The organism is Pseudomonas tensinigenes (assembly GCF_014268445.2).
Lineage (GTDB): Bacteria > Pseudomonadota > Gammaproteobacteria > Pseudomonadales > Pseudomonadaceae > Aquipseudomonas > Aquipseudomonas tensinigenes.
In genome coordinates, this window is record NZ_CP077089.1 from 1,111,619 (window position 1) to 1,136,557 (window position 24,939).

The window sequence follows — 24,939 nt, forward strand, 5'->3', positions numbered from 1 at the left end:
CATGAATGTGAGCGTTCTCTACGCTTTGGTTGCGGCAGCATTGTTTGGCGCCAGTACGCCACTCGCCAAGCTGTTGGGGGTACAGATTTCACCGATTCTATTGGCCGGGTTGCTCTATCTGGGCAGCGGTCTGGGTCTGACCGTCCTGCGTTTTGCCCGCGATCGAGGCTGGCAGCGTTCCAGACTCGGCCCCGGCGAATGGCCGTGGCTGATCGGTGCCATCGGCTTCGGCGGTGTGCTGGCACCGGTGGCGTTGATGTTCGGTTTGACCAGAACGTCCGGCGCGAGCGCGTCACTGATGCTCAATCTGGAATCAGTGCTCACGGCGCTGCTGGCGTGGGTAGTGTTCAAGGAAAATGCCGATCGGCGAATCGTGATCGGTATGCTCGCCATCGTGGCCGGCGGTGTCGTGTTGTCATGGCCGCAAGAGGCCGTCTCGGCGCAAGACTGGACAGGCCCGCTGGCCGTCGCCTTCGCCTGCTTTTGCTGGGCCATCGACAACAACCTGACGCGTAAGGTGTCTGCCTCGGATGCACTGTTTATCGCGGGCAGCAAAGGTCTTGTGGCGGGGTTGGTTAACTGCAGCCTCGCCTTGTTCATCGGCAAGCAACTTCCCGCAGCCACCTCGCTGGTGCCCATCCTGCTGGTCGGGTTTCTCGGTTACGGCGTCAGCCTGGTGATGTTCGTCCTCGCCCTGCGCGGGCTGGGCAGTGCGCGAACTGGCGCGTACTTTTCCACAGCACCGTTTCTGGGCGCAGGTATCTCGATTCTGCTGCTGGGCGAGTCGGTATCGCTGATGTTCCTGGTCGCTGCAGCGTTAATGGCCGTGGGGGTATGGATTCACTTGATGGAGAACCATGCTCATGAGCATCAGCACGAACGGCTCGAGCATGATCATCGGCACACACATGACGAGCATCACCAGCATACGCACGGGTTTGAATGGGATGGAACGGAGCCGCACAGTCATCCGCATGTGCATACGCCGATGCGGCATCGGCATGCGCATTTTCCGGATGTGCATCATCGGCATGAGCATTGAGGTGTGTGGGCGGGGTTGGTTTTCGAAAGGGGCTGGACGAGGCGGCCAGATGCGACAAAGCCCGCACTTGGCGGGCTTTGTCGTTGAGAGTTGGTGGGCCGGGGTAATCTGAATCGGACTTTTATGCTATTGATTATTATCATTTATATTAGTTTTGTATTTTGATTGGAATACCAATTGGAATACCTCACAAAATTGCATTCCAGTGCCCCCCTTGTAATCGATTTGACAACCTTGCTTCGCATCCATGATAAGCGGTGATCTTCTTACAGCTGTCTGACAACAGGCCTCGATCCGAAGCTGAAGGTGACGACAGGCAGAGACCGGCTAAAAGCTGTCTCTCACTATTTAGGAGACATCGGGCGTTCATGTAAAAATAATCGAGCCCAGATGGAGGAACACTGTCAGCGGACCTACTATATAGGCGCTAGAACCTCTATTCACTGGCCTTATCTGCTAAGGAGCAACTCCGGTGGCAAAATTTTCATGGCCTGCCTACCCGAAGTCAAAAGCTGAGTTCGAACAGCTTATGGTTGCAATTGATAATCTTCTGGCGGCAGAGGAATTGAAGCCCTTTCAAAGACCTCTTCATGTAGGACGAAAGTTCTGGGAAGCGTTCGGTTGGGGCGGGTTAGCTTTCCCGGCGGGCGAATTGGCGGACCAGCCCGGATTTCAAGGTGATGTTCTGATGGCCAAGGCCCTTCGCTGGTATAAGGAGACGCTCGGAAATCGATTAAATTCCTATTTCGAATTAGGATATGTACCCGCACTACTTGGTCGTACAATTTGGCGCGTTCGGCTGGCAGGGTGGTATGGAACGGTAGATTTTTTTGCGGACAGAAATTTAAGTAATAAAGGTGTCAGTAAAGGAACTAAGATAGCTTTGCCCAGTATGAATATATTGACTCTTATTGAAGATCTACCTCAAGGGATGGTTGACCGTCTATCCAATTCTGAGATCGAAGCTCATTTTAAATTTCATATGTTTGCAGTAGAAAGCATTCAATGGCGAAATAATCTGCCCTGTACAAATATTTTGGCTGTCGCAAGAGACGACTATAATTGTTCCACGCAAGAGATCCTCGAAGATCGCTACGCCCAGGCAAGGTGGGCCGCACAGCAATGCGTTGAAAAGACGCTAAAAGGTATGCTAGAGATAGCTGGGTCGATCTATCCAAAGGGAGGGAGAGGTCATGATCTTAGCAATTTAGCGAAAATGCTCCATGAAGAGCATGGAGTAGTCATTAGTGATCATTTAATTAAAATGGCACATTGCTCGACGGGTGCCAGATACAAGGATGAGCCATCAACTCAGATTCAGGCGCTGCATGCAAATTTAGCAGCGCTGGGGATATACGATACTTTAAGTAAAAGCCCGCAAGTCGAGAAGCTACTGGCTAGCTACTATAAGGAACACCCTATCACCTAGTTTAATGGCTTTAAAAGCAATAGCACAATGTTTGTGATTTTCTTAGTCCTTTCGTCAATAAAAGAGTTTTTAGCTATGCAGAAGAGAGATGATGCTTTTTCTATGACAATTAATGATCCGGATTTGGTTGATGATTCTGGAATAATAGTAATGGAAAGCATTAATGATGTATTGCTTTTGATTTTTAAAGAAAACAGTATTTACAAGCTATTAACGGCTGATTCAACTGATCCACAAAAAACCCAGCCAGATACCGGGCATACTTATGAAAAAATAGCAGTATTTGGCTCTGCCTCTCCGTATGTGGCCCGGATATTTCTTCAATTTAAACGTATTATTGATCAAGTTTTTCCGGAAGACTCCATAAAACCAAAGCTTCTAGAGCGGGTTTGGAGTCTAAACGAACAACTACTGCTCTGTGCGCAGTTTGAGTCTAATATTCGGGAGCAGCTTGATGATGTAATGCACAAGTGCGATATTATCATTGAGCAGAACAAATCCAGTCGCGCTATCCCGCCGCTCGCTAAAGTAAAAAACTTAGAGAATGACGCGAAATCTTTTCTTTTGGTCGGGAAACAGTTTTTAATAGATTGCTTTAAACTCATAAGCCTGTTTACTGGCTTGCCTTTGGGGGCAAGAGACGAGGCGCATTTCGATAAGCATATAAAGTGGCTGGAGCAGAATCGACCTGCTTTAAACAAGCTATCCTTGACCATCGGTAATGACCTCCCTTGGATTCGTAGATTGTCGGAGTGTCGGAATGCTATTGAGCACCCTGGGCCTGGCCAGTCACTTACGATAGAAAATACAAAGCTTCATCCTGGTAATAAATTTTCACTACCGACTTGGAGCTACGATCTAACGAATAAAATAGACGTACAAGAATCGTCTATCTCTATTCACCAAGAGCTTGATGCTTATTTAAATAACATGCTTTATCTGTTGGAGGATATTCTTCTTTTCTGTATTTCCGAAAGCTTGCCAAGTGATGGGGTGTTTTCAATATATCAACACGCTGAAGCAGACATAAAGCCGAGCTGCCCTATTAAGTATTATGCAAGCCTAAGTGCCGAATTTTATTCAAAACTAAAACCAATTTAACTTTGCAGTGATCCAGATTGGTATCCGAGCGTGATCAATCTGTACGAAGTCTGCAAGATATATTCTTGTTGAAGTCAGCATCTATTTTCGGCCGATCCCCGTTCGCTGTGATCGGCAGAAAGCGACCAGAACCGGACGTTAAGCTGGACAGTTCACCGGCGAGCAGCCCCCCAAACAGACACAACGAATAGCTTGACGGTAGGGTCCTAGGCTGAGAGCTTGCGGGCTAACTCCCAACGGAATGGATGCCCATGTCGCGCAAAGACCTAGAAGCCAAGAAGCGTCACCATTACGTCTGGGCGAACTACCTGACCCGCTGGGGCAGCGGCACGAAGAATGTTTTCTACACCACGAAGACTGGGAAGATTGCCCACGACAGCGTGCGAGCCATAGTTGCTGACGACTATTTCTACAAGACCACCACGCTTACCGAGATGGATGTTCAGGTGATTAAAGGATTCTCCCGAAAAAGCCCCGACCATCTCCAACAGCAGCACATGTCGTACCTTAATGACTTTCTCAAGATGCAGCAGCTTGAGGCCATCTACCGTAAGTCAGGCATTAAGAATCAGAAAACCGAGCTGCATCTCCATGCAATAAAGTGCAACCTACTGGAAAATCTCCACGCGTCCCACGAAGAAAAGGCGCTGCCAGTGTTGGCGGCGCTTGCTGATGAACAACTCGATGTCCTGCAGGATAAACAGCACATGATCGAGTTTATGATGTTCTTCGGTCACCAGATTTCCCGCACGAAGCCTTTCCGAGATGGTCTGGTCCAGGTTCAACCCCGGAGTACTGCCTTGGAGATTGAAGTGGCCGATGCGATGGCGCATGCATGGTGGTTCATAAGCTACATGTTCGGGATGAGTATCGGCTTCAGCCTGTACACAAGTCGCCACGAAGATAGACATGCATTACTGGTGAATGACACGAGAGTGCCTTTCATCACGTCCGACCACCCTGTAGTCAATGTGCACTCTTGTGTCTCAGAGACGGAATTCGTCGCGCCTGAGCATGCCGACTTCTACTACCCGATCTCGCCAAGGATCGGCTACATCATCTGCAATTCCGAACGGTTCACGCCTGGCAGAAATGAGGTTGATGAGGCTACCGTCGCGGAGCTCAATACCAAGGTGGCGGCCCAATCTATGATGCACATCATAGGTGATAGCGAGACCGCCATTCGACCCTTCAAAAAGTACATCGGGCAACGCTACAAGAGAACTCCTGATGGCCATGTCATCGTCTGACTGACCAACCCGAACGCTCTCTACGACCCATCGTTACGACTCGACGACTCCTGCCAATCATGGCGCCAGTTACTCAAGGACGATACCCATGCCAGATAACTCTGAAGCCAACATTGCCACAGCGGACGCTCTCACACTGCTCCTGCACAACCAGCACGCCATTAGTGCGGCCATTGAAGAGGTTACAAAGTGGCTCTCTGAGAATGGAGTGGGGAGTGTCGCCGCTAACGCAATTGCGGCCATGGAAACGCTGGACACGAATGCTCAAGGCATCACGCCATCATGCGACTTCGGCAGTTATAGGCATCATCTAACGTCCCGCGGCCCCTCTTTCATGAGTGAGTCCCGGCTGTAAGCAGACCTTCGACATCGGCACCTCCTGCCATTAGCGAGCGCTCAAACAAGGCAGGTTTAGGCAAGCAGTGGATGTTTGGTACCCGACCGCTCATTTATGGATGAGAGAAAGGGCGATTGCCGCAGTTAGTATCTACAGTTCGTTTTCAGCTATGGACAAACAAATCCGTGGAATAGCAGATAGATTGATTAAAAATCAAAAAATGGACAAGTGATCTTTCGTGCACTAACTTTATTCATGCGCCATACATGATAAATATTGGCTAAACCTGAATCATTAAAATCTCGGAGGCGTCATGGATAACTATCATATAACAAAAAAAGGTGACAAATGGAATCTTACTAAGGAAGGCAATGAGCGTCCTTCTAAGAGTGCCGAAACAAAACAGGAGCTTATTGAGAAAACCAAAGAGTTCATGGCTGATAAAACAGGGTCTGTGAAAATCCATAAGGAAGATGGAAAGCTCCAAGAAGAGCGAACCTATCAGCGAAAAGATGACCCAAAAAACTCAAAAGGCTGACTGGCCTGGCCCGACTTGAATTTATTTTCGCAGTATTCAAGTCGGGTGACTTCGAGCAACAGCACCGTTACATCTGATGCATCGATTAGGATCAAACTCGCATTACTTTGTTCCAATCGATGTCATGTCCTGCAGCCTGCAGCTCTCTTCCGAGTGACTGCTTCCATCCATCCCCATCCATGGATTCGTAGACGACCCCGGCAAAGTCACTAGGAAGCTCGATCGAACCACGCTTAAGAGCGCAAACTCTGTCACGTCCTAGCAACGCTAAGAAGTACCCTAGTTCCAGCACTACGTTTTGCCGAGCGCGAGGTTGAAGTGTTCCTCCTTTCACTCCACCCTCATCATCCGGAGTCATGATCACGACAGCAAAACCAACGTCGCCATGCTTTTCGATTTTCTCAATAATGGTTCTCCCCTGATTAGCCTGTTCGTGAAGGATAATCGGCTCAAATTGAAGCCTTTCAAGGAAGCGTGCAACGGTTTCTCGAGCACCTTCATCATGGCCATGCACAACGAAAACCCGACGAGAAAGCGCTAATGAATTTGAAGTGGAGCGGACGATCTCGCCAGCAGAGTGCTGTAGATCACTAAGATCCTCCCCAAGGCTACGTTGGGCCTGGGCAAGTATCGAAATAGCACGTTGAATCCTATTGCGTATAGGCTCGGCATAATCAGGATCAGGTGCCCCAGAAACCCAAATTGCCGGATACCAACTCAGTTCGGAAGCGTTCTCGAATTGCCGGTAGGCCGTGGTGTCTTCTCCAAAAGCTCTCGTAAGAGTATCGGTAATTGCCAGCTCCAACCCTTTTAGCTCAGGTGTGGCTCCACGTCTGACGGTCTGTACATCGAATGTCTCAAGCTCGTTTATTCGATCCGAAATACGTATGAGTGAGCGCTCGATCTGATCTGCCGTCAGGATCAGTTTTGGTGCAGCTTTGCTAGGTACCTCAGCCTTTTTCCTTGCCATTTTTCTTGATTCCGAGTTTTGATATGCAGTTTTATACAATAAATCACTCATGTTTTTATAGCGAAAAGTTCGCTTGGCACTGGAAGCCTTCCGGCAGAGTTCGACCCGAACTGACGAGCTTCTCGATGTATTAAAGTTTGAGCTCATTTGAAAGCGATGTGTTTCTACATATACAACGCAAAATAGGGGGTAGAGAAAATGCCCCGCTCACCACTCATGGGGATAGTCTGGGTATGAATTGTTATGGCCAGAAGCCCTGGCCCGCACGCGATAAAAAATGCCATGTGAGCTCCTCCTTTTTTGAGTAGATATAGCGTTAACACTTAATCTATTCGTAAAAGGAGTGAGATTTATAATATAGCTCCATAGTTAGGTATTAGAAAATGCCGCGAGCATTTAGCTGGCTTAGGCGGGAGCCTTGGCATATTGCGTTACAACTCTGCTAACATGAATGTCCGCAAGGCGATAAATTTCATGGAGTTCGACGTCGAAAGCTTCTGACACATCCTTGAGTGTCGGCACCAGTCCGTGAATAGAAGATGCGCGCCATAACCGGTTTTTTACTTTCTCATAGATTTTTGTTAGTACTTGTTGAGCGTCGACATACTTCTTTAAGCTTGATAATTTATAGGGGTCAGAAAAGCTTTCAGCTGACACTGTAATCATTTCCTCATATTTTGACATGTCCACTGAAAATGCTGGCTCAGTGTAGAAGTGCTGAATACACACCTCGCGAACCTTTCTATCTAGTTCGTACGCCTGCTCTTCAATTTCTTCTCTTTCATGGTCAGCTTTTTCCTCGTCCTGGAGCATTCGAAGCACCTGCATCTCTACTTTTGACGAGATTGCGAGCAGCTCTAAATCATCTTGCTCATAAGCAATCTGCTTTAAGAAAGTTGCAACTCCCAGCAATTTATAGTCGAGAAAGAACTCATATTCTTCGTCAATCTCACTCGAATCCTGAGTTTCTAGACGGTTAATCCAAGCTTGCAAGTTAACCTTGATTAAGTCACGCATCTACAGAGCCTCTTGACAGTTCGATGCATGGTGGCTTAAACGCATTTCATCTGCAATACGCCCCTTAGGCGGGCCCAGGTAATCGCCCCGAATCCAGCAGGCTTTCATTTGCCTGCCCTGGCCGTCAGTAATCATACATGTATGTCCACTATTGGCTGGTTTCTGCCTGTCGGTACCCTCGGCCTCGGGCGGGCGTTCAGTTAGGCATCGATGCCATTACCGTAACTGAGGTTTAAGTGATCAATCGACACGAACCCTCCGGTTGGGCGACTCGCGGTAACAGCAAGCGATTCAATGCCAAATTAGAATGGCCGCTTACATCGATTTGACCGAAATAACTTCCACAAACTTGAATTTTTTTCTAGCCGTCTTTTTAGCTTCTTGCTCCGCAACTAGGGTGCTCAGTGTATCGACCTCATGTACTTCCTCGTGCATTTTGCCTTCAAACTCATTTCCCACCCGCAGCGTGACTCTCAGCCTGGGCGTAAAGGCTTTTGAGGCTTTCTTTTTCTTCGCTGCCTTTACCGGTTGCACGGTCACGACATCCGGAACAATGTCTTGCACGTGTGAGTTAATTGCCGGTGCAGGGGACTTAGACTCACCGAATAGCGCCCGGCGCATCTCTTCTTCCGTCAACACTGTATTCATATCATTTCTCAGAAGGATGTTATGTACAGCCTGACTGATTCTATCAGTGTGGCCGGACTCGGCGGTAAATCGTCGTTGGGTCAGACCTGAGGCGATAGAGGGCCACCAGATACCTGCGAGCATCAGCGTCTGGCCGGCAGCCTTCATCGCATGCATATCTTATTGATACTGCATGCTTGTGTTGTCACTGCTTCACATTTACGCTTTGTCCGTCGCGGTCAGTCCCGTGGCCGGGTGTCAGAACCTGAATTGTTCGAGGCGCATGGCGCCATAGCCAGCATTTAAGTGCTTACAGAGGCTTAGCTGCTGCTTTTCTATGGCGGTCCGTGCGGGGCAGGCTTTGGCCTGGCCGGTTCCCTCGGACGCCGGTTTCTGACCCCCGTACGGTCCGCCACCCATTTCGTGTCAGAACGGCTGGGTGGACGGTTCCTTAACTGTCCGAGGAGATAAGGAAAATGTCCTGTCCCCCTTTTAAGCTCGTGCGCCGCCCTAGCCGTTTGTTTCGTATTGCAAACTATCTCGGAGGATTCCGCGATGTTTGATCTCTCGCTTCTAATTAGCCTCCCCAAACCCAACACCATCGATACTGCATCGCTTCCCCCTGAAGATGCCGCGATTAAACTACGGCAGGCTGCCACTCTTCGGCTTAATGGAGCACAGAGTATTCTGCTTCATTTTCCGCAGGACGTTGAACTGGCTGTAGAGCTGCTGGATGACGCTGCAGTGTTGTTCGACAAGGCGTTCCGATATCTGACGGGTATGCCTGCTCAACGAGTTCATCAACAGATTGGTGAGTACTTTTCTGTCCCGTCCGCTGACGGCTGTCCTGGTATTCGAACGCCCTGGGGCAATGAATTCGGCCCAATGATTGAGGACGGCGTTCGTTGTGCTGAGACCTGGCTTGATGGCTCATCACTACCATTATGGTGGGCTCTGGCACAGAGTCGAAAACGTCATCGTCCGGGGGATCCCCAAGAAGCGTTCGAGGCCGGTTTTCTGCTGCGGTTGCAGCAGGCGCTGGTCACGGGGCGTAAAGATGCCACTTCCCAATCAACCAGCTTTGATGCTTGAGGCTGTATTTGACGTTTGAGATTTTGCTTTTCCCGCCAAACCCTCCGACCCAGCGATCTTTGATCGCGTCGGTCGGAGGGTTCACTCGCTTTTTTCGAAGCCACTTCATTCCACCATCTCGTTTTGAATTTCAATTAGCGTCACGCCCTCGTTTACCCATCTGAAATTACTTTTCGAGTGCCGCTCCAGTGTCAGAACGGATCTTGCCGTGGTCATGGCTAGATGAAGTGGCGACACCGGCGACATCGGCGACAACCCACGCCAGACGTGGCCTGGAGCGTGGCGACAAAAGCGGCGACAGTCGCCACTTTTTGCACGCTTTGGTCGTGACGCTTGACCGTCTTTTCTAGTGCGTATAAAAATTGGCGCACGGACCGTTGTCGTTGACAGCACCAGCCCAGGTAGCCAGAACCTTTAAGGCTACGCCCCTTGCGTGGTGGTTCTCCCGAAGTGCGATTAGCGTCCGGCGGCTCGCACGGTCACTCCGCAAAAGTGATGGATGCCTACTCGACTTATCTGCCCGCTGCGGCAGACGATGGACCTTCCTCGCTGCGTGCAGCAACCTCACCTCTCGACGCACTTCGGCTGCGCCAGTCCGCGCCCGTCTCTTTCTTCTGGAAAGAGACGGGCGCTCGTACCACTGCTGCGGGCCACGCCGTACAAGGCATTGCCGCAACTCTCCTCGTGACAATCGGCCTGACAAATCCGATTCGTCGCCATCCGCAACGACACATACATCGGTGCCGCAGCCCATGGAAGGGCTGCACCTGACTGACAGTCAGGCATGCCCCCAGGTGTCCAAGTCTTTGCCTTCTCCCACCCGGGATCTCCAGGTGCCGAACTCGTCAGTCGGCACAGCCTCCGCCCGCCCGCGTCTTCGGATGCGCCAAGGAGGTCAGGTTCATGGGTTCATGCCCTCGCTCCCGGTCGTAAGGAGCCGTTCGTTCCGCGTCAGTGAACACCTCACAGGCCGCAGGGGCCTTGATCCCTGATAACACTCAACCGCCGTGGCGGGACTACGTGAGGACAACCAGCAATTAACGAGGAGAGGGCCCATGCAGCAGTTAGATCCGAAGCTTGAACTCCCGCGATCCCCTCGACCGTTAATCGAGTCGAATCCCGCGGCCGAGCCTTATCCGGTCCGGGCACTAGGTGGCGTTCTTGGACCTGCGGTTGAGCGCATGGCCGAGGTCATCGGCGTGCCTCAGGCACTGGCCGCGCAATCGGTATTGGCTGCCTCGGCGCTGGCCGCTCAAGGTCATGTGGGCTTGCGGCTCGACGGGAGAAATTACCCCCTGTCGCTGTACCTGATCACTGTTGCCGCGTCAGGTGATCGCAAGACGGCGGCAGACCGATTTGCACTGCTCCCTGCACGGCAATGGGAGCGCGAACAGTGGCAGCGCTACCGCGAACAACTCGCCCGGTACCGTATCGCGCAGCGACAAGCGCAGCGTATCAACCCTGCCGAACCCGCCCCCACAATAAACGTACCGCTTGAAGCGGAACCCTCGGCCCCTCGGCTGATCACCACGGACCCGACTATCGAGGCCCTGATCAAGGGGCTCTGTCATGACTTGCCGAGTATGGGCCTGTTCTGTGATGAAGGCGGACAGTTCCTTGGCAGCAGCACCATGAATCGGGATAACCGTTTGAAAGCGATCACGACCTTGTCGTCGCTCTGGGACGGCAGCCCGATTGATCGCGCTCGCTCCATGGCCGGCGAAAGCCTTCGGGCTTATGACCGACGCTTGAGCCTGCACCTCATGCTGCAACCGTACTTGGCCATGCAGTTACTCAGTGACCCGTTGCTGCAGGGGCAAGGCATCCTCGGTCGCTGCCTAATGACCTGGCCCACGAGCCTGGCCGGACAACGCAGCTACCAAGCTGTTGACCTGTCCAAAGACGCCGCCCTAAAGCGCTATCACCACCGCCTTTCGGCTCTGTTTCATCAGCCTTGGTCACTTTCCGCTGACGGTGCTTTGCGCCTCTCACCGCTAAACCTTAGTCCTTTGGCGCGCCGCCGCTGGATTGATCTGCATGACGCCATCGAAGCCCAGTTGGGAGAGTTTGGGGAACTGGCCAGCGTACGGCCTAGTGGATCGAAGGCCGCCGACAACCTGCTGCGCGTCGCCGGCATCTTGGCCGTCGTGGAGGAGAATGGCGTGGTGGAGGTCGACCATATCCAACGGGCCTCCGCCTTAGTCGGTTACTACCTCACCGAGATCCAGCGCCTGACCGAGCAGGAGCCGGTGTGCCGGGTCAAGGAAGAGGCGGACCGCCTGCTGCGCTGGCTGCAGGTCAAGGAGTGGAAGCGCTTCAGTATTCGAGAGCTGAACCGCAACGGTCCCCGCTTTGCCCGTAAGAGCAGTCGTCATGCCGCCAAGTTGTTGGTCGAGTTGATTGATCATCAGTGGCTGGTCACCGATGGCCACACCTTCGAGGTGCGCCATGTTCAATCTTGATGAAGCGCTGCGCAACCATCTGGCTCAGCGCCAAAAGGAGCCAAAAACGAAGTTTGTCGCCGCTAGTGTCGCCACTTTGTCGCCACGCTCAACGCCAGGCAGGACAAGGGGTGTCGCCGCTGTCGCCGATGTCGCCACCACCCGTAAAGCTATCACCTCGACAACAGCCCTCATTCAATGGTTGGAAGAGGCGGGCGCGCATCTCTACGTCACCAATAACACGCTGTGTTTTCGCCCGACTGATGGGGTCCAGCTCGCCATCGTGAGTGCGCACTGGCGAGCCCTTTTGCATGATCTCGCGGCAGTCGATCAGGAACAGAAAAATGGCTCGGGTCGGTAAGCGAACTGGGCGTAATTTTGGCTTCGGTCGCCAGCTCAGCTATGCCGGCCCGCAAGCCCTGAACGATCTGTTTGGCGACGGCCATTTTGCTACCGTCAAAGCCCATAGCGATCGTTGGCTGGCCTTCGTGCGTTGGTGTCGATCCGAGGAGGGACCGGGAATCAACGACGCGCGACAGATCGACCGCGAGATCCTCATGCGGTACGCCTTCCATTTGCGCGAGCAGGTTAATCAGGGCAACGTTGGCATTGCCACCGCGCAGAACCGCCTGTCCAGCGTCAACCGAACCATGGCTGCGCTGCGCGGTGATCAGTACGTCAAAATTCCCAGTCCGAGCAAGGCGCTGGGCTTGCAGCGCTCAGGTGTGCGTAGTGAGCTCCCGCAAGGCCAGGACCGTGTGCAGGTCAGGCTGATTGCGCAAGCGCTGTCAGAGCGACAGCAATCGAGGGTGAGCGCCATTGTGCATCTGGCTCGGGAGACCGGCATGCGCCTGCGCGAAGCGATTTTGGCGGACTTGCCCCGGCTGCAACGTGAGGCTCGGCAAATGGGCAAGATCAACATCCAGGATGGTACCAAAGGCGGTCGGTCAGGCGCATCGGCACCGCGTTGGATCACGGTCACAGATCAAGTCCGCGATGCCCTGAAGATGGCCAGTGAAGCTTCACCCAAGGGCAGTCGAAACCTGTTAGCGCCAGACGAAAGCTACAAAGATTTTATTCAAGCAGTCGTGCGGCCGGCACGAGACCTCCTGCATGAGCATGGTTTGAAAGGCTTTCATGAGCTGCGAGCGGCTTTCGCCTGTGAGCGCTATGAGCAACTGACCGGTTTCTTCGCGCCGGTAAATGGCGGTCATGGTCATCGAGAGGATCGAGAACTCGATCAACATGCACGACAGCAGATCAGCCACGAGTTGGGACATAACCGCATCGATGTGGTGAGTGCCTACATCGGAGGCCGGCGATGACGTCCGAGTTTGATATGACGTTGTTTCTGAGCCCGGTGCTCAAAGGTGCACATGCCACGCGGCAGCGGCACATCAGACAGGCAGAAAGGATGCACGAGGCGATTCGAGAGCGCTGGGGTTGTGCGACCCCTTGGTCCTGGAAGGAAAAGCACACCAGATGGTTTTTAGAGCACTATCTGCGTTGCTCAGCACCGGCGACCGTTTACTACTATGCATTAACAGCAGGGTTGATTCGTCGCAGAAAGGCGTAATTCGTGGTTTGTCGCAAAGAATGCCAATAGTTTTTTTGAACTCACGGACGCTAAGAAAGGGCCGTTTGCATAATTCGGGCTTGTGCAGTTTTGCCTCCAAGCCGTTCAGGACGCTGTTCAAGAATAGCGTTATATCGAAGGGGGCATGGTCTCGCATAGGTATCTCCCTAGGCATCATCCTAGTAAGCAGCCCGGAAAAATTACTATCGCACCACTCAACTTTGCCGATATAGAACGCGTCGAGTGATCAATCGCCGTCGTCATACCGCCAGGAGCGGCATAGGCGGCTATCTGCATTACTCCCTTTTAGGTTAATGGAGTCAATTGCCCCTTTATGACAGCCCCACATGCAGCGCACTACGCACGTCCCGCAGACTGGAAGCAATTCGAACGTCTCTCAATAGCACTGATGAGTTGCGTATTCGGCAGCCGATTCGATCAGTATGGCCGTGAGGGACAACGGCAGGATGGTGTTGACTTGTACTGCCGCCTCAAGGACGGTTCCCTCATCGCAGTCCAGTGCAAAGGGCGAAACGAGAATCTCGGCAAGAAGCTGACAATTGCCCAGGTTAACCAGGCTGTTCTCGACACCCAGACCTTCCAGTTCAAAATTGATCGCTTCTTCATCCTCAGCACTAGCCCACATGACGCTTCCCTGACAAACCGTGCGCTGGAGCTTACTGCCGAGCGGAGCATTGTCGGAGAAGGTAGCGTGGAGGTCTGGGGGTGGGAGTCACTGGAAAACATCATACGAGAGAATGCCTCTCTGCAAGACTCGTTCTACTCCGAGTACAAGCCAAAAATTTCTCTTCGTGGATGGATCTTGAGAGTCGGGCTAGCGAGTAGTTTGGCATTCACTTGTTTCATCGGCGTTCACAAATACCTTGCTTACCAGGCGGACGCTGCTCAAACAAATGAGGCAACGATCGAGGGCTTGACTGAATACATGGCTCTGAACGACCGGCTGATCGACATCTATAGCGGCTGCCTGAGTACGCTGAACAAGGAAACGTTCACGTTCTCCTATTCCTTCCAACAGTTCTGCGTCGTACCCGTAGAGAAAACACTGGCGGCCATGGAGCATCAGGTTCAGCACGCAAGCCTAAGGATTGATACCGCAGCCATTAATCAGCTGGACGTCCTGCTCGATCTGCTGAAAGAAGATTTTCGCCAAGGGCTGATTGCCAACCAGATGGTGAGCTTTTTTGAAGACGGGATGGTGAGTAGCCAAAAAGCGTTATGTATACCTAATAATTCCGATAGATCAGCAGAGATATTGAAAGGGCTACGCAAGCCAGCTGTTGCGGCCATGAGTCAGCAGCTTGAGTTCTATTTCATCTTGCGCGACTTCATTCTGCCCGGCCTTCAATCAATGCAAGCTAACGTACTAATTGCAGTCCGGCATAGCAACAAACGCGGCGTATCGGATCAGATGTTGAGTGACGCTCGGGAGCTCAGTGAGCTTTTAACTGAGCGACATCAGTATCGCCTGAAAGAACCCCAGCAGCCATTCACGCTTTCGGCTGTCAAATCCATGACCTCGCGGGAAATCACTGTCTCGGGGGACATGGATACCACCGTCGAAGACGCAAGGTACGGTAACGTTTTGATTCAAAGCATCCAGGCATCGTTCTACGGGAGACATGCCGACGTACAGGAGCTAATCAGGTGTGGCGTATACAAGAAGGACGCGGCATCAATAATTGAACGTGAGGAAGATGCTATCAAAGCGTCAGCCGTGCGATCGACATGATGTTAAATCTCTATAAATAAGGAGCTGGCACCACCTACATGCGATTTGTTTCGTAGTCGAGATAGCCCGATTCGCTCCAGAAAACGAATTGATCGCCCTCTTTGTCGCGTCCCACAAAGTGCGGGTTCGGTACAGCTGAATCTGCATTACACTGCCCAGCAGCAAGGAAATCCAAGTGCTGTTCATCCGGCAACTTTCATGCAATTCTAGCCTCGGGTGGCCGAAGGCCATCCTCGCATGGATAAGCATTTAGGAGGCTGTATGGCAATTTATGTAGCTCCGGGCCATTTGGTTGGCCGAGATGGAGGCTCGTTTCAGGAAGTCACAATGAATACCTCGAATCATTCTGTTACTGCGCGGCATGGACGCTACAGTACGATTCGTGACAACGAACAGGCTCCGCCGACAAGTAAACCTGGACGCCATTGGTTACAGGTATTCAGGACACCCGATAACACAGAGTGAACTGCATAGCTTTGTAAGCGTGCGGTAAACACGCCTTCGTGAAGCCATCGCTTAAAGCGATGATGGTGTCCACCTATTTAAGTGGACATCATCTTTAGCCCAATAAGCGGATCGCCATGCGCCAACGACCTCTTATCCAAAGCCCCCAAGTCGACTAGGAGTGTATGCATCCGGGCTTACGTTTGGTCTACAGCACCACGCCGTATTCGGCACGCAAGACCGTGGTTTACGACTTCAGTCCAAGCCGAGCGGGCGAGCATGCACTTAACTTCCTTGGCCCAGGGAATGGCAAGTTGATTTGCGACGACTTTGCTGGCTACAAGCCGGTTTCGAGAAAGGCATCACTGAAATTGGTTAAATGGCCCACGCCCGCCGCAAGTTTAGATTTGTACGTGGCAAACAAAAGCCAGTTGGCCGAACAGGCACTGCACTCGATTATCGGCTTGATGGATGTAATTGAAAAAAATCCGCAGATCAATTTTCCGAGCATCGTTGTAGCCCGGTACTTCTTAATGTGAGCGTCTGCACTTGGGAAGGCTCCGCATTCCCATGTGCAGACGCTTGGCCAGAAAAGCCCAGAGCGAGCATGATGAGTATGATGTTGGTGACAGTCGCCACTTCTGTCGCCATGCTGCACATCACGGATTACGCTGGTTTCCGCCAGTGTCGCCAAAAGGACGGTCATTGCATCTGGGATGTCATTTGGGGCTGCTGGGGCTGCTCGGCGAGTGCTCAGCGTATAGGCACGACTTTGCGGTCCCTGGTTTGATTGATCGCGGATGCCGACAGGCTGCCCGTGGCCGCCTTCTGGATATGTTCACTCCACCAGGCCATCATCGGACGCCGGCGTTCGATGTAATCCGCACGGTTATAGGCGCTCCGAACCTCATCTTTATCGACATGCGCCAGCGCGACTTCGATTAGCTCGGGATCCCACCCATGCTCGTTCAGGATTGTGCTGGCCATGGAGCGCATACCGTGGCTGACCAAGCGGTCCTGAAATCCCATGCGTTTCAACGCCATGTTGGCTGTCTGGCTATTCGCGTGGGTGCGCGGGTTTCTATCTGACGGGAACACATATTCCCTGTGGCCGCTATGGGGCTTTAGCGTTTCCAATAACGAGAGTGCATGTTCGGTCAGCGGGATTGTGTGCGGACGACGCTTTTTCATTCGCTCCGGAGGGATGGTCCAGATGCGTTTGTCGAAGTCGATGTCTGCCCATCGGGTAGTCGCCGCTTCGACAGGGCGGGTCATGGTGTGTAGCTGCCATTCGATCAGGCAGCGGGTCGTCCGCTTGATGCTGGCATTCGCGATTTCCATCATGAGCTCCGGAAGCTCATCAGGTGGTAGCGCTGCCATGTTCTCTTTTTTAGGTTTCTTGAACACCGCTCGAATGCCGCTGAGAGGGTTGGCAAAGATCATTCCGGAATTGACCCCGTAGGTCATGATCTCGTTAAGGCGCTGGCTCACTCGCTTAACTGTCTCGAGGCTGCCTTTGGCCTCAATCGGACGAAGGAGCTTGATGACCATTGGGGCGCTGACTTCCGAGAGAGGCGTTGATTTCATGCTTGGAAATACATGCAGTGTGAGTGAGCGCCAGATGTCTTCGGCATACGCGGGCGTGACGGAATCCTTCTTCAGCTCGAACCAGGCGGTGGCCACGTTCTCGAAGGTGTGTTCCGTTTCTGCTCGTTTGGCTTCCTGCAGCTCATTGCGCTGAGCTTTTGGGTCGATGCCCTGTGCAAGCAGCTCTCTGGCCTCAACGGTTTTCTTCCTCGCTTGCGCAAGAGAAACCTCGGGATAAGAGCCGAGTGCCATGTTGATTCGATTCTTGGTGACGGGATGCCGGTAGTTGAAATTCCACTGCATCGAGCGATTGACCCTGACTCGCAGCTGGAGCCCGTCGCCATCCGTGAGGACGTAATCCTTGTCTTTCGGTTTGACCGCCTTTAGCTGGCGGTCGGAGAGGCGGGTGGTTTGAGCGCACATGAGAAGTACTCCATGACACCTTTTGGTATTCCCAAGATTAGCGCCGGGTAGCCGGGAATACCATTGGGAATACCAAACCGCCTGGAACTCAAAAAACCTGGAAAGCCCCCGGCAGCCCTGAAACCCCCGTATTCACTGGATTTCAGGCACAAAAAAAGACGTCCATGGACGTCTTTAGATGTTGAAGTGGTGGAGCCGGGGGGATTTGAACCCCCGTCCGCCAGTACTCCGCTGTCGGTACTACATGCGTAGCCGTGTCTATTAAGTTAACCCTCAGCGACCCGACGGGCAGGGTGCTTTGGGCGAGTTGTGTAAGTTTTAGCCGCTTCGTCCACAACGTACTGCACGGCGATTCTGTTCTATATGACAATCATTTTGGGTTTACAGACATCCCCTGATGATTGCTGGACCCGAAGGTACCAGGAGCATTGTCAGCTGCAATTAAGCAGCGAGAGCAACACCGTATTGGTCGTCATTGGCAACTATAAGTAGTTGCAACAGTGGATTTACGACTTCTGTTACCAAGTCGGCATGCACCTAAAGTTTCGCAACCGGCGTCGAATCCTAAACGGCCCCGAACTCATTGCTCTGTACATCTTGGTGAGCAACAAGCCTGCGCAGTGTACGCCAATCGGCGTGTAAGGCCAACCCGAAGGTTGGCCTTGAGGTCTGTCAGTTACGTGTTGGGTTACGGATCTGCATTTTAGTCATCAGGCCCGAAGTGATCTCAACGCAATCCTTGTCGTTGCCGGCCGCTTGAGCCGCCATGGCTTTCTCCTGATCCGCCTTGATGTTGTTCATGGAAGATTCAGGAAGGGATGGCTGACTGGTGACGAAGTCTTTGATGGCTTGAAGATTACCTGCACAAAGGTCTTTGTCTGCCGCGAACACCGGCGACGTCAGCAGGGCACCAGCGATGAACAATCCAGCAATTGCAGAAAGCTTCATGGGTATCTCCTTGAGCGATGGGAGCTCGGTGCTGCCGGACGGTCTGGCGGCGATGCCGAGGTCATGACAGGCTACGTTAGCGTAGGGCCTGTTTAATCGACCGCCGCGCTACGCAGGAATTCGGTTTTTTTTACATCTGGTATCAAAACGCCTGCTCACGATCACTTCTTGGTGTCACCCGAGGTTTTCTGGATTTCCAGAATTGTTTGCTGGGTTTCCGCGACGCAGTCGTCAATCTTGCCTTGAGCTTTGAGGGCCTGGGCTTTCGCCACACTGGCGGAGACGCGCGCGTTCAGCTCCGATGAAGTCTGATACTCCGATTTCGCGTTATTGATTTTTTGCAGATTAGCTTCGCACAGGCTGTCTGGCCCGGCGGCAAACGAAGTCGACGCCATCACCGAGGCAGTAAAGAACAGGCCGAGCAGTACAGAACGTTTCATGTGAATCTCCTTTCGCTGAGGGATCCAGACTTCGCTGACCATAAGAGCCGGTCACCGAAAGAAGGAACGGCCCCGAGTGTTCGAGGCCTGTTCTGTGGACTGCGGTCTCGCGCAAGGGTTCTGATTTTCTTCAGCAGGCCTTCGCCTGAGTGACTCGATCGACCAGATAAACCAGGCCGTGATAATCGATTCCGCCGTGTTGCGTCAGGCCGATTTCACACGTGCGACTGGTGGAAATCCCCTCGCTGCAATGCTGCACCGCGTCCTTGAGCGTGCGCAGCGAATGGCTGTTCAACTCCGGTGTGGTGAAGCCCTTGTCGCCGGCAAATCCGCAGCAATGAATCCCTTCCGGAATCACTACGGTTTTGCTGCACTTGCGCGCCAGATCAATCAGCGCCTGGCTTTCACCAAGGTGCTGAGTGCTGCAGGTCACGTGCACGGCAATCGGCGTCTCTTGCGGGGTGAATTCCAGTCGATCGAGAAGGTGCGTACGGATAAAGCGCACCGGGTCGTACAGATCCAGACGGGTTTCTCCTACGTTCTGCACCAGGCGCAACGTGCACGGACTGGTGTCGCAGTAGATCGGATCGAGCCCGCCGCGACTGGCGTGCAACAGTGCGCTGATCAGCTCTTGGCGCTTGTGCTCGGCCTGTTCGGCATAGCCCTTGGAAGCAAATGGCTGACCGCAGCAGAGATTGTCCAGATTGTCCGGGAAGACCACTTGATAACCGGCCTTTTCCAGCAGTCCACGGGTTTTGTCGTAGAGCGACATTTGCTCTTTATCACCCGCCGCCGGACCCATGACTCGCGAGACACACGCTGCGAGATACACCACACGCGGACGTTCGTCTGAGACGCTGGGGCTGAAGCGAATCGTTTTTTCAGGTTGCGGCATCGCATCCGTCCACAACGGCACCTGGCCTTTGGACAGGCGCGTAATTGTTGCCGAAAGCTTCGCCAGACGCGGTGCGCCAAGCATCATTCGCGCACCGTTGGCCACATGCAAAGTGAAGCGTGCACCTTGCAGGGTCTTGGCGAAATTTCCTTCGATCCAGTCAGCGGTTTTCTGATGCGTCGCGTGTCGGCCACGCAGCTTTTTCACCAGCTCACCGGTGTTGATACCTACAGGGCAACGTTGCGCGCACAGACCAGTGGCGGCGCAGGTTTCGATGCCTTGGTACTCGTAGGCTTTTTCCAGTTCGGTGGTGTCGACGCCGGCACGTTTTTTCGCCTGGATATCGCGCCAGATCACAATGCGCTGGCGCGGACTCAGGGTCAGTCCTTTAGATGGGCAGACCGGTTCGCAGAAACCGCATTCGATGCACTTATCCACAATCTCATCGGCTGCTGGCAGCGGTTTCAGGTGCTTGAGGTGGATCTGCGGATCTTCGCTGAGCACCACGTCCGGGTTGAGAATGCCGTTAGGATCGAGCAGCCGCTTGAGCTGCCACATCAACTGATAGGCGTCGCTGCCCCATTCCAGTTCCACGAATGGCGCCATGTTGCGGCCGGTGCCGTGTTCAGCCTTTAACGAGCCGCCGAACTCTACCGCCACCAGTTGCGCGACATCGTCCATGAACGCTTGATAGCGTGCGACTTCTTCCGGATTGTTGAAGCCTTGGGTGAAGACGAAGTGCAGATTGCCTTCCAGCGCGTGTCCGAAAAGGATCGCTTCGTCGTAGGCATGTTTGTCGAACAGTTCGATCAAGCGATTGACGCCTATGGCCAGTTGTTCGACCGGGAAGGTCACGTCTTCGATGATCACTGTCGTGCCGGTTTTACGCACGGCGCCGACGGCGGGGAAGGTGTCCTTGCGGATGGCCCAGAGCTTGGCGTTCTCGGCAGGGTCTTCGGTGAAGTCGACCTGCTTCTCCACCGGGAAACCTCTGAGCGACGCCATGATTTGCGCCAGTTGTTCCTGCAGAAGTGCGGAAGTCGCCGCGCGGGATTCGATCAGCAATGCGCAGGCATTGTTCGACAGCTGTTGTACGAAAGCGGGCATGCCCGGTTTATCCTGCACCGAGCGCAGACTGCGGCGATCCAGCAGCTCAACTGCAGACACCGGCTGGCTTTTCAGCACGGTGACCGCGTTGCAGCAGGTCTCCACATCCGGGAAGACGATCAGCGCCGAGGCTTTGTTCGGGTGATCGATCACTGTGTCGTAGGTCACTGCGCTGATAAAACCGAGGGTGCCTTCGGAGCCGACCAGCAAATGGCTCAAGATATCCACAGGCTCATCGAAATCCACCAGGGCATTCAGCGACAGGCCGGTGGTATTTTTCAGACGGTATTTGTGGCGGATTCTTGCAGCCAGTTCGGCGTTGGCGCGGGTCTCGCGGCCCAAGGTAGCCACGCGCTCCAGCAACTCGCCGTGACTGTTGCGAAACGCGGCGACACTGGCAGCGTCTTCGGTATCCAGACGTGTGCCATCGGCCAGCACCAGGCGAATCCCGGCCAGCGTGTGGTAGGTGTTTTGCGCGGTGCCGCAGCACATGCCGCTGGCGTTGTTGGCGACGATCCCGCCAATCTTGCAGGCGTTGATCGAAGCCGGATCCGGGCCGATCTTGCGCCCGAACGGTGCCAGCCATGCGTTGGCTTGCGCACCGATCACCCCCGGTTGCAGGCGGATTTGCATGCCTTGGCCACGAATCTCGCGCGCGTTCCAGTTATCTCCAAGCACGATCAAAACGGAATCGCTGATCGCCTGACCCGACAGACTGGTGCCCGCCGCACGGAAGGTCACTGGAACATGGTCGCGCTGAGCCAGTTTCAGCAGTGCCACGACTTCATCTTCAGACTCGACGCGGATCACCAGTTGCGGAATCAGCCGATAAAAACTGGCATCCGTACCAAAGGCCAGAGTCGATAACGGATCATCAAAGCGGCGCTCCGCCGGAATCAGTTGTTGCGCATCACGCAGGAAATTCACCGGAAGCGTCATTGGTCCTCCAGGATCAGAACCACCAGGTCTTTCGGGCCGTGGGCACCGTAAGCCAGCACTTGCTCGATGTCGGCAGTTTTCGACGGACCGGACACCAGCAATGCGTTGGTTGGCATGCCTTGCGCCCATTTGAATTCGTGTTGCACCTGATAGAAGTTGTCGCGGATTTCACTCGCCTTGAGCAGGGCGAAATGCACCGGCGGCACCAGGCTCATCAGTCGTGGTTCCTCGCGGGTTGGCCACATAATCAAACTGCCGGTAGCGGCGATGGCGCCGAGGGTGCCGGTGAGGCTGGCCGGGGTGTCGTTGAACAGTTCGGCTTTCCATTCTTCCATCGGCCGGTCGTAGGATTTCAGTGTCGGCAGATCAGGATTGTTCGCCCAATGCTGTGTGATTTTCTGCCCGTGTGCTGTCGTCGGCGCGATCAACAGACTCGGCAACTGGCGGTCGCGCAACAATTGCGCAAGCAGTGCCGGCCATTCTGCGCTCGAGGTCAGGTGGATTTCGGTGTGCACCGCTTCCATCAGTTTGCGCAGTTGCGGGATGCGTTGTTCGGCGCTGTAGGTGTAAGGCTGCGTCACCAGATCGACATCGAAGTTGTCGGCAATCGGCGTGGCGCCAGTCAGACTTTTCCGCAGCTTGCCGAGGATATTTTGCTTGGCGCTCATCAGCGGTCTCCCTGTTTGGCCAGATGCTCACGGGCCATGTCGTGCAGTGAGCGGGCGGCGGGTTTCGGCGCGCTGTGGTTTTGCGTCCACGGGCCGACGTTGCTCGGGGTCAGCGCACGCAGGCGCGTGGCGAAGAAACCGAACAATCGATACAAGGTCGGAGAGCTGTTCAGCCTAGCCCAGGCGTTCCAGATAAAGCGTTCCTTGCGCGAATACTTGCTGCCCTGACCGCGCATCACTTGATTCGGGCTGTCAGGGGCTTTGACGTTTTCTTCGCGCAGGCGACGCAGGATCGCCGGAATCGGAATTTTTACCGGGCAGACTTCACCGCAGGCACCGCACAGCGATGACGCGCTCGGGTGATCCGGAACCTTGGCCAGACCGACCATGTGCGGGGTGATGATTTTGCCGATCGGCCCGGGATACACCTCGCCATAGGTGTGGCCACCGACGCGGGTGTAGACCGGGCAATGATTCATGCAAGCGCCGCAGCGAATGCAGTTCAACGTCTGACGCAATTCACTGTCGGCGAAAGCCTGGCTGCGACCGTTGTCGAGCAGGACCAGATGCACTTCCTGCGGGCCGTCGAGTTCGTGCTCCTTGCGTGGGCCGGAGATCATGTTGACGTAAGTGGTGATCGGAATGCCCAGCGCCGAGCGCGTCAGCAGTGACAGCAGCGGCACCACGTCACGCAGGTTTTCCACAACCTTTTCGATGCCGGTGACGGCGATGTGCACCGGCGGCACGGTGGTGGTCATGCGCCCGTTGCCTTCGTTTTCCACCAGCAGCAGGGTGCCGGTTTCGGCGACGGCGAAGTTGACACCGGAGACGCCGATGTCCGCTTCGAAGAATTTCTGCCGCAGGACTCTGCGACCGATCTGAATGAGTTGGTCAACGTCCTTGGTGTATTCCACGCCAAGTTTGTCGTGGAACAAGGACGCGACCTGACCGGCATTCTTGTGGATCGCCGGCATAATGATGTGTGAAGGCTTCTCGTGGTCGAGCTGGACGATGTATTCCCCCATATCGGACTCCAGACATTCAATGTCCCGAGCCTCGAGGAAATGGTTCATCTCCATCTCTTCGCTGACCATCGATTTGCCCTTGATCACTTGCCGCGCCTCGTGAGCGCGGATGATCGACAAGACGATGCCATTGGCCTCGTCCACCGTTTCCGCCCAGTGCACTGTCACACCGTTGCGGGTCAGGTTCTGTTCCAGTTGCTCGAGCAGGTCGGGCAACTTGGACAGCGCGCGGGCCTTGATCGAATTGCCCAGTGCGCGCAAATGTTCTCTTTCGTGGGCATCACTGAAAGCGGCTGCCCGCTTGACCATCAGTGAGTCCATGGCAGTACGGAAGTTGTTCCGTAGCTGCTGATCGCCCAAGGCATTGTGTGCCCGGGTGCGGAAATCTTCTTCTACGGCGACCGTAGGAATAATCGCGGAAGTGCTCATTGCGCACCTCCGGTTCGTTGCCACAAGAAGCTGGCGAGATGTTGCCCGCGTAGCGCTTCTTTTTGTTTCTCCAATGCGCCGTTGATGTTCATCAAACAGCCACAGTCGGCGCTTAACACCTGATGCGCGCCGGAATCCTTCAGCGCTTTGGTCTTGTCAGCCACCATTGCGCCGGAAATGTCTGGCATACGGACGCTGAATGTTCCGCCGAAGCCACAGCATTCGCTTTCGTGGTCGTGGTTGACCCGTTCCACGTTGCTCAACTGCGCCAACAACTCGCGGCCGTGCAGGTGGGTGTTCATTTCGCGACGTGCCGAACACGAAGTGTGCAGCGCGACTTTGACCGGCTCGCCGCTGTCCTTGAGCTGCACTTTGCAGACGAACAGCAGAAACTCTGCCAGTTCATAGGTGCGGGCCGCGAGGGCCTGAACCTGTTTCAACGTGTCCGGCTCGTCCTTGAACAAGTCTGCGTAATGCTCACGCAGCATGCCCGCGCAGGAACCCGACGGCACCACCACCGGATAATCCCCGGCAAACAGGGCCAGTTGCGAGCGCGCTACCGTCCGCGCCTGCTCGGTGTAACCCGAGGTGTAGGCCGGTTGCCCGCAGCAACTCTGCCCTTGTGGATACTCGACCCGAATCCCTTCGCGCTCCAGCAAGTGGATCGCGTCCATCCCGGCTTCGGGGTAGAACAGATCGACCACGCACGTGCCGAACAGGTAGACCCGCGACGGTTTCTCGCTAGGGTATTGCCGAGGTTCGGGCAGTGGCGGTGCCACACGGGTCGCGTTTGGCACGGCGTTGTAAAAAAGCTCGCTCATCAGGCGTGTCTCCGGGTGGGCCCGGTTATCCGTCTGTTGC

Annotated in this window: 22 protein-coding genes, 1 other RNA gene and 1 pseudogene; 13 read left to right on the plus strand and 11 right to left on the minus strand. The window is 54.1% G+C overall.

The genetic code is table 11. The features are described from left to right. The first annotated feature begins 1 nt into the window (after position 1). From HU718_RS04750 to HU718_RS04770, 6 genes are all read left to right on the plus strand, one after another. Entirely contained in the window at positions 2-1,042 is a 1,041-nt protein-coding gene (locus HU718_RS04750) for a DMT family transporter (protein WP_186615898.1), read from the plus strand. A 472-nt stretch (positions 1,043-1,514) separates the two neighbouring features. Then, positions 1,515-2,471 (plus strand): HEPN domain-containing protein, encoded by a 957-nt coding sequence (locus HU718_RS04755; protein ID WP_186615899.1) that lies wholly within the window; start codon positions 1,515-1,517, stop codon positions 2,469-2,471. Positions 2,472-2,498: 27 nt separating this feature from the next. Then, positions 2,499-3,572, plus strand: a complete 1,074-nt coding sequence (locus HU718_RS04760; RefSeq protein WP_225936842.1) for a hypothetical protein — start codon at positions 2,499-2,501, stop codon at positions 3,570-3,572. A 251-nt stretch (positions 3,573-3,823) separates the two neighbouring features. Then, positions 3,824-4,822, plus strand: a complete 999-nt coding sequence (locus tag HU718_RS04765; protein ID WP_186615900.1) for a DUF4238 domain-containing protein — start codon at positions 3,824-3,826, stop codon at positions 4,820-4,822. Between the two features lie 88 nt (positions 4,823-4,910). Then, on the plus strand, positions 4,911-5,177 hold the full coding sequence (locus HU718_RS29600) for a hypothetical protein (protein ID WP_437180871.1): 267 nt from the start codon (positions 4,911-4,913) through the stop codon (positions 5,175-5,177). A 295-nt stretch (positions 5,178-5,472) separates the two neighbouring features. Next, a complete protein-coding gene (locus tag HU718_RS04770) occupies positions 5,473-5,697 on the plus strand; it encodes a DUF2188 domain-containing protein (RefSeq protein WP_186615901.1) in 225 nt (74 codons plus the stop codon). Between the two features lie 91 nt (positions 5,698-5,788). Here the strand turns inward: HU718_RS04770 and HU718_RS04775 are convergent, their stop codons facing one another. The 3 genes from HU718_RS04775 to HU718_RS04785 form a co-directional block, all read right to left on the minus strand. Beyond that, a complete protein-coding gene (locus HU718_RS04775) occupies positions 5,789-6,718 on the minus strand; it encodes a TIR domain-containing protein (RefSeq protein ID WP_225936843.1) in 930 nt (309 codons plus the stop codon). A 354-nt stretch (positions 6,719-7,072) separates the two neighbouring features. Next, complete coding sequence (locus HU718_RS04780; RefSeq protein ID WP_186615902.1) at positions 7,073-7,684, minus strand: hypothetical protein; 612 nt, start codon at positions 7,682-7,684, stop codon at positions 7,073-7,075. A gap of 315 nt (positions 7,685-7,999) precedes the next feature. Continuing rightward, the gene (locus HU718_RS04785; protein WP_186615932.1) at positions 8,000-8,332 is read right to left on the minus strand and encodes a hypothetical protein; all 333 of its coding nucleotides are present in this window, start codon (positions 8,330-8,332) and stop codon (positions 8,000-8,002) included. 534 nt (positions 8,333-8,866) lie between these two features. On the opposite strand from HU718_RS04785, the gene HU718_RS04790 reads away from it, so the two are divergent. The 7 genes and pseudogenes from HU718_RS04790 to HU718_RS04820 all read left to right on the plus strand — a co-directional run. After that, positions 8,867-9,403 carry a LasR-specific antiactivator QslA gene (locus HU718_RS04790; RefSeq protein ID WP_186615903.1) on the plus strand — a complete coding sequence of 179 codons (537 nt, stop codon included), beginning with the start codon at positions 8,867-8,869 and terminating at the stop codon, positions 9,401-9,403. Between the two features lie 1,055 nt (positions 9,404-10,458). Then, complete coding sequence (locus HU718_RS04795; protein WP_186615904.1) at positions 10,459-11,865, plus strand: YfjI family protein; 1,407 nt, start codon at positions 10,459-10,461, stop codon at positions 11,863-11,865. Further along, positions 11,852-12,205, plus strand: a complete 354-nt coding sequence (locus HU718_RS04800; RefSeq protein WP_186615905.1) for a hypothetical protein — start codon at positions 11,852-11,854, stop codon at positions 12,203-12,205. Before HU718_RS04795 ends, HU718_RS04800 begins: the two co-directional genes overlap by 14 nt. Continuing rightward, positions 12,189-13,169 (plus strand): integrase domain-containing protein, encoded by a 981-nt coding sequence (locus HU718_RS04805; protein ID WP_186615906.1) that lies wholly within the window; start codon positions 12,189-12,191, stop codon positions 13,167-13,169. The genes HU718_RS04800 and HU718_RS04805 overlap by 17 nt, the downstream gene beginning before the upstream one ends. Then, a complete protein-coding gene (locus HU718_RS04810) occupies positions 13,166-13,420 on the plus strand; it encodes a hypothetical protein (RefSeq protein WP_186615907.1) in 255 nt (84 codons plus the stop codon). The genes HU718_RS04805 and HU718_RS04810 overlap by 4 nt, the downstream gene beginning before the upstream one ends. 334 nt (positions 13,421-13,754) lie before the next feature. Beyond that, positions 13,755-15,173, plus strand: a complete 1,419-nt coding sequence (locus tag HU718_RS04815) for a PDDEXK family nuclease (RefSeq protein ID WP_186615908.1) — start codon at positions 13,755-13,757, stop codon at positions 15,171-15,173. A gap of 636 nt (positions 15,174-15,809) precedes the next feature. Beyond that, positions 15,810-16,093 (plus strand): annotated as a pseudogene (locus HU718_RS04820) (IS66 family transposase); the annotation flags it as partial. A 277-nt stretch (positions 16,094-16,370) separates the two neighbouring features. Here HU718_RS04820 and HU718_RS04825 read toward each other — a convergent pair. The 8 genes from HU718_RS04825 to HU718_RS04860 all read right to left on the minus strand — a co-directional run bounded on the left by HU718_RS04825 (position 16,371) and on the right by HU718_RS04860 (position 24,899). Beyond that, complete coding sequence (locus HU718_RS04825) at positions 16,371-17,627, minus strand: integrase domain-containing protein (RefSeq protein WP_186615909.1); 1,257 nt, start codon at positions 17,625-17,627, stop codon at positions 16,371-16,373. Between the two features lie 187 nt (positions 17,628-17,814). Continuing rightward, positions 17,815-18,203, minus strand: a transfer-messenger RNA (tmRNA) gene (gene ssrA, locus HU718_RS04830). 96 nt (positions 18,204-18,299) lie between these two features. Beyond that, complete coding sequence (locus HU718_RS04835) at positions 18,300-18,575, minus strand: PA2433 domain-containing protein (protein ID WP_186615910.1); 276 nt, start codon at positions 18,573-18,575, stop codon at positions 18,300-18,302. 161 nt (positions 18,576-18,736) lie between these two features. Beyond that, on the minus strand, positions 18,737-19,015 hold the full coding sequence (locus HU718_RS04840; RefSeq protein WP_186615911.1) for a PA2433 domain-containing protein: 279 nt from the start codon (positions 19,013-19,015) through the stop codon (positions 18,737-18,739). A gap of 130 nt (positions 19,016-19,145) precedes the next feature. Continuing rightward, entirely contained in the window at positions 19,146-21,956 is a 2,811-nt protein-coding gene (locus HU718_RS04845; RefSeq protein WP_186615912.1) for an FAD-binding and (Fe-S)-binding domain-containing protein, read from the minus strand. Beyond that, on the minus strand, positions 21,953-22,624 hold the full coding sequence (locus HU718_RS04850; RefSeq protein WP_186615913.1) for a LutC/YkgG family protein: 672 nt from the start codon (positions 22,622-22,624) through the stop codon (positions 21,953-21,955). The genes HU718_RS04845 and HU718_RS04850 overlap by 4 nt, the downstream gene beginning before the upstream one ends. Beyond that, positions 22,624-24,078: a LutB/LldF family L-lactate oxidation iron-sulfur protein gene (locus tag HU718_RS04855; protein WP_007915200.1), complete on the minus strand. Its 1,455-nt coding sequence runs from the start codon at positions 24,076-24,078 to the stop codon at positions 22,624-22,626. The genes HU718_RS04850 and HU718_RS04855 overlap by 1 nt, the downstream gene beginning before the upstream one ends. Then, positions 24,075-24,899 carry a (Fe-S)-binding protein gene (locus tag HU718_RS04860; RefSeq protein ID WP_150730171.1) on the minus strand — a complete coding sequence of 275 codons (825 nt, stop codon included), beginning with the start codon at positions 24,897-24,899 and terminating at the stop codon, positions 24,075-24,077. The genes HU718_RS04855 and HU718_RS04860 overlap by 4 nt, the downstream gene beginning before the upstream one ends. Between the last annotated feature and the right edge of the window lie 40 nt (positions 24,900-24,939).

What these genes read in the sequence shown, in the direction of transcription:
- HU718_RS29600 (WP_437180871.1), top strand. Translation starts at nt 4,911, where the DNA reads ATGCCAGATAACTCTGAAGCCAACATTGCCACAGCGGACGCTCTCACA.
- HU718_RS04810 (WP_186615907.1), top strand. Translation starts at nt 13,166, where the DNA reads ATGACGTCCGAGTTTGATATGACGTTGTTTCTGAGCCCGGTGCTCAAA.
- HU718_RS04800 (WP_186615905.1), top strand. Translation starts at nt 11,852, where the DNA reads ATGTTCAATCTTGATGAAGCGCTGCGCAACCATCTGGCTCAGCGCCAA.
- HU718_RS04815 (WP_186615908.1), top strand. Translation starts at nt 13,755, where the DNA reads ATGACAGCCCCACATGCAGCGCACTACGCACGTCCCGCAGACTGGAAG.
- HU718_RS04850 (WP_186615913.1), bottom strand. Translation starts at nt 22,624, where the DNA reads ATGAGCGCCAAGCAAAATATCCTCGGCAAGCTGCGGAAAAGTCTGACT.
- HU718_RS04765 (WP_186615900.1), top strand. Translation starts at nt 3,824, where the DNA reads ATGTCGCGCAAAGACCTAGAAGCCAAGAAGCGTCACCATTACGTCTGG.
- HU718_RS04760 (WP_225936842.1), top strand. Translation starts at nt 2,499, where the DNA reads ATGTTTGTGATTTTCTTAGTCCTTTCGTCAATAAAAGAGTTTTTAGCT.
- HU718_RS04835 (WP_186615910.1), bottom strand. Translation starts at nt 18,575, where the DNA reads ATGAAGCTTTCTGCAATTGCTGGATTGTTCATCGCTGGTGCCCTGCTG.
- HU718_RS04775 (WP_225936843.1), bottom strand. Translation starts at nt 6,718, where the DNA reads ATGAGTGATTTATTGTATAAAACTGCATATCAAAACTCGGAATCAAGA.
- HU718_RS04750 (WP_186615898.1), top strand. Translation starts at nt 2, where the DNA reads ATGAATGTGAGCGTTCTCTACGCTTTGGTTGCGGCAGCATTGTTTGGC.
- HU718_RS04770 (WP_186615901.1), top strand. Translation starts at nt 5,473, where the DNA reads ATGGATAACTATCATATAACAAAAAAAGGTGACAAATGGAATCTTACT.
- HU718_RS04795 (WP_186615904.1), top strand. Translation starts at nt 10,459, where the DNA reads ATGCAGCAGTTAGATCCGAAGCTTGAACTCCCGCGATCCCCTCGACCG.
- HU718_RS04805 (WP_186615906.1), top strand. Translation starts at nt 12,189, where the DNA reads ATGGCTCGGGTCGGTAAGCGAACTGGGCGTAATTTTGGCTTCGGTCGC.
- HU718_RS04840 (WP_186615911.1), bottom strand. Translation starts at nt 19,015, where the DNA reads ATGAAACGTTCTGTACTGCTCGGCCTGTTCTTTACTGCCTCGGTGATG.
- HU718_RS04845 (WP_186615912.1), bottom strand. Translation starts at nt 21,956, where the DNA reads ATGACGCTTCCGGTGAATTTCCTGCGTGATGCGCAACAACTGATTCCG.
- HU718_RS04785 (WP_186615932.1), bottom strand. Translation starts at nt 8,332, where the DNA reads ATGAATACAGTGTTGACGGAAGAAGAGATGCGCCGGGCGCTATTCGGT.
- HU718_RS04825 (WP_186615909.1), bottom strand. Translation starts at nt 17,627, where the DNA reads ATGTGCGCTCAAACCACCCGCCTCTCCGACCGCCAGCTAAAGGCGGTC.
- HU718_RS04855 (WP_007915200.1), bottom strand. Translation starts at nt 24,078, where the DNA reads ATGAGCACTTCCGCGATTATTCCTACGGTCGCCGTAGAAGAAGATTTC.
- HU718_RS04860 (WP_150730171.1), bottom strand. Translation starts at nt 24,899, where the DNA reads ATGAGCGAGCTTTTTTACAACGCCGTGCCAAACGCGACCCGTGTGGCA.
- HU718_RS04780 (WP_186615902.1), bottom strand. Translation starts at nt 7,684, where the DNA reads ATGCGTGACTTAATCAAGGTTAACTTGCAAGCTTGGATTAACCGTCTA.
- HU718_RS04790 (WP_186615903.1), top strand. Translation starts at nt 8,867, where the DNA reads ATGTTTGATCTCTCGCTTCTAATTAGCCTCCCCAAACCCAACACCATC.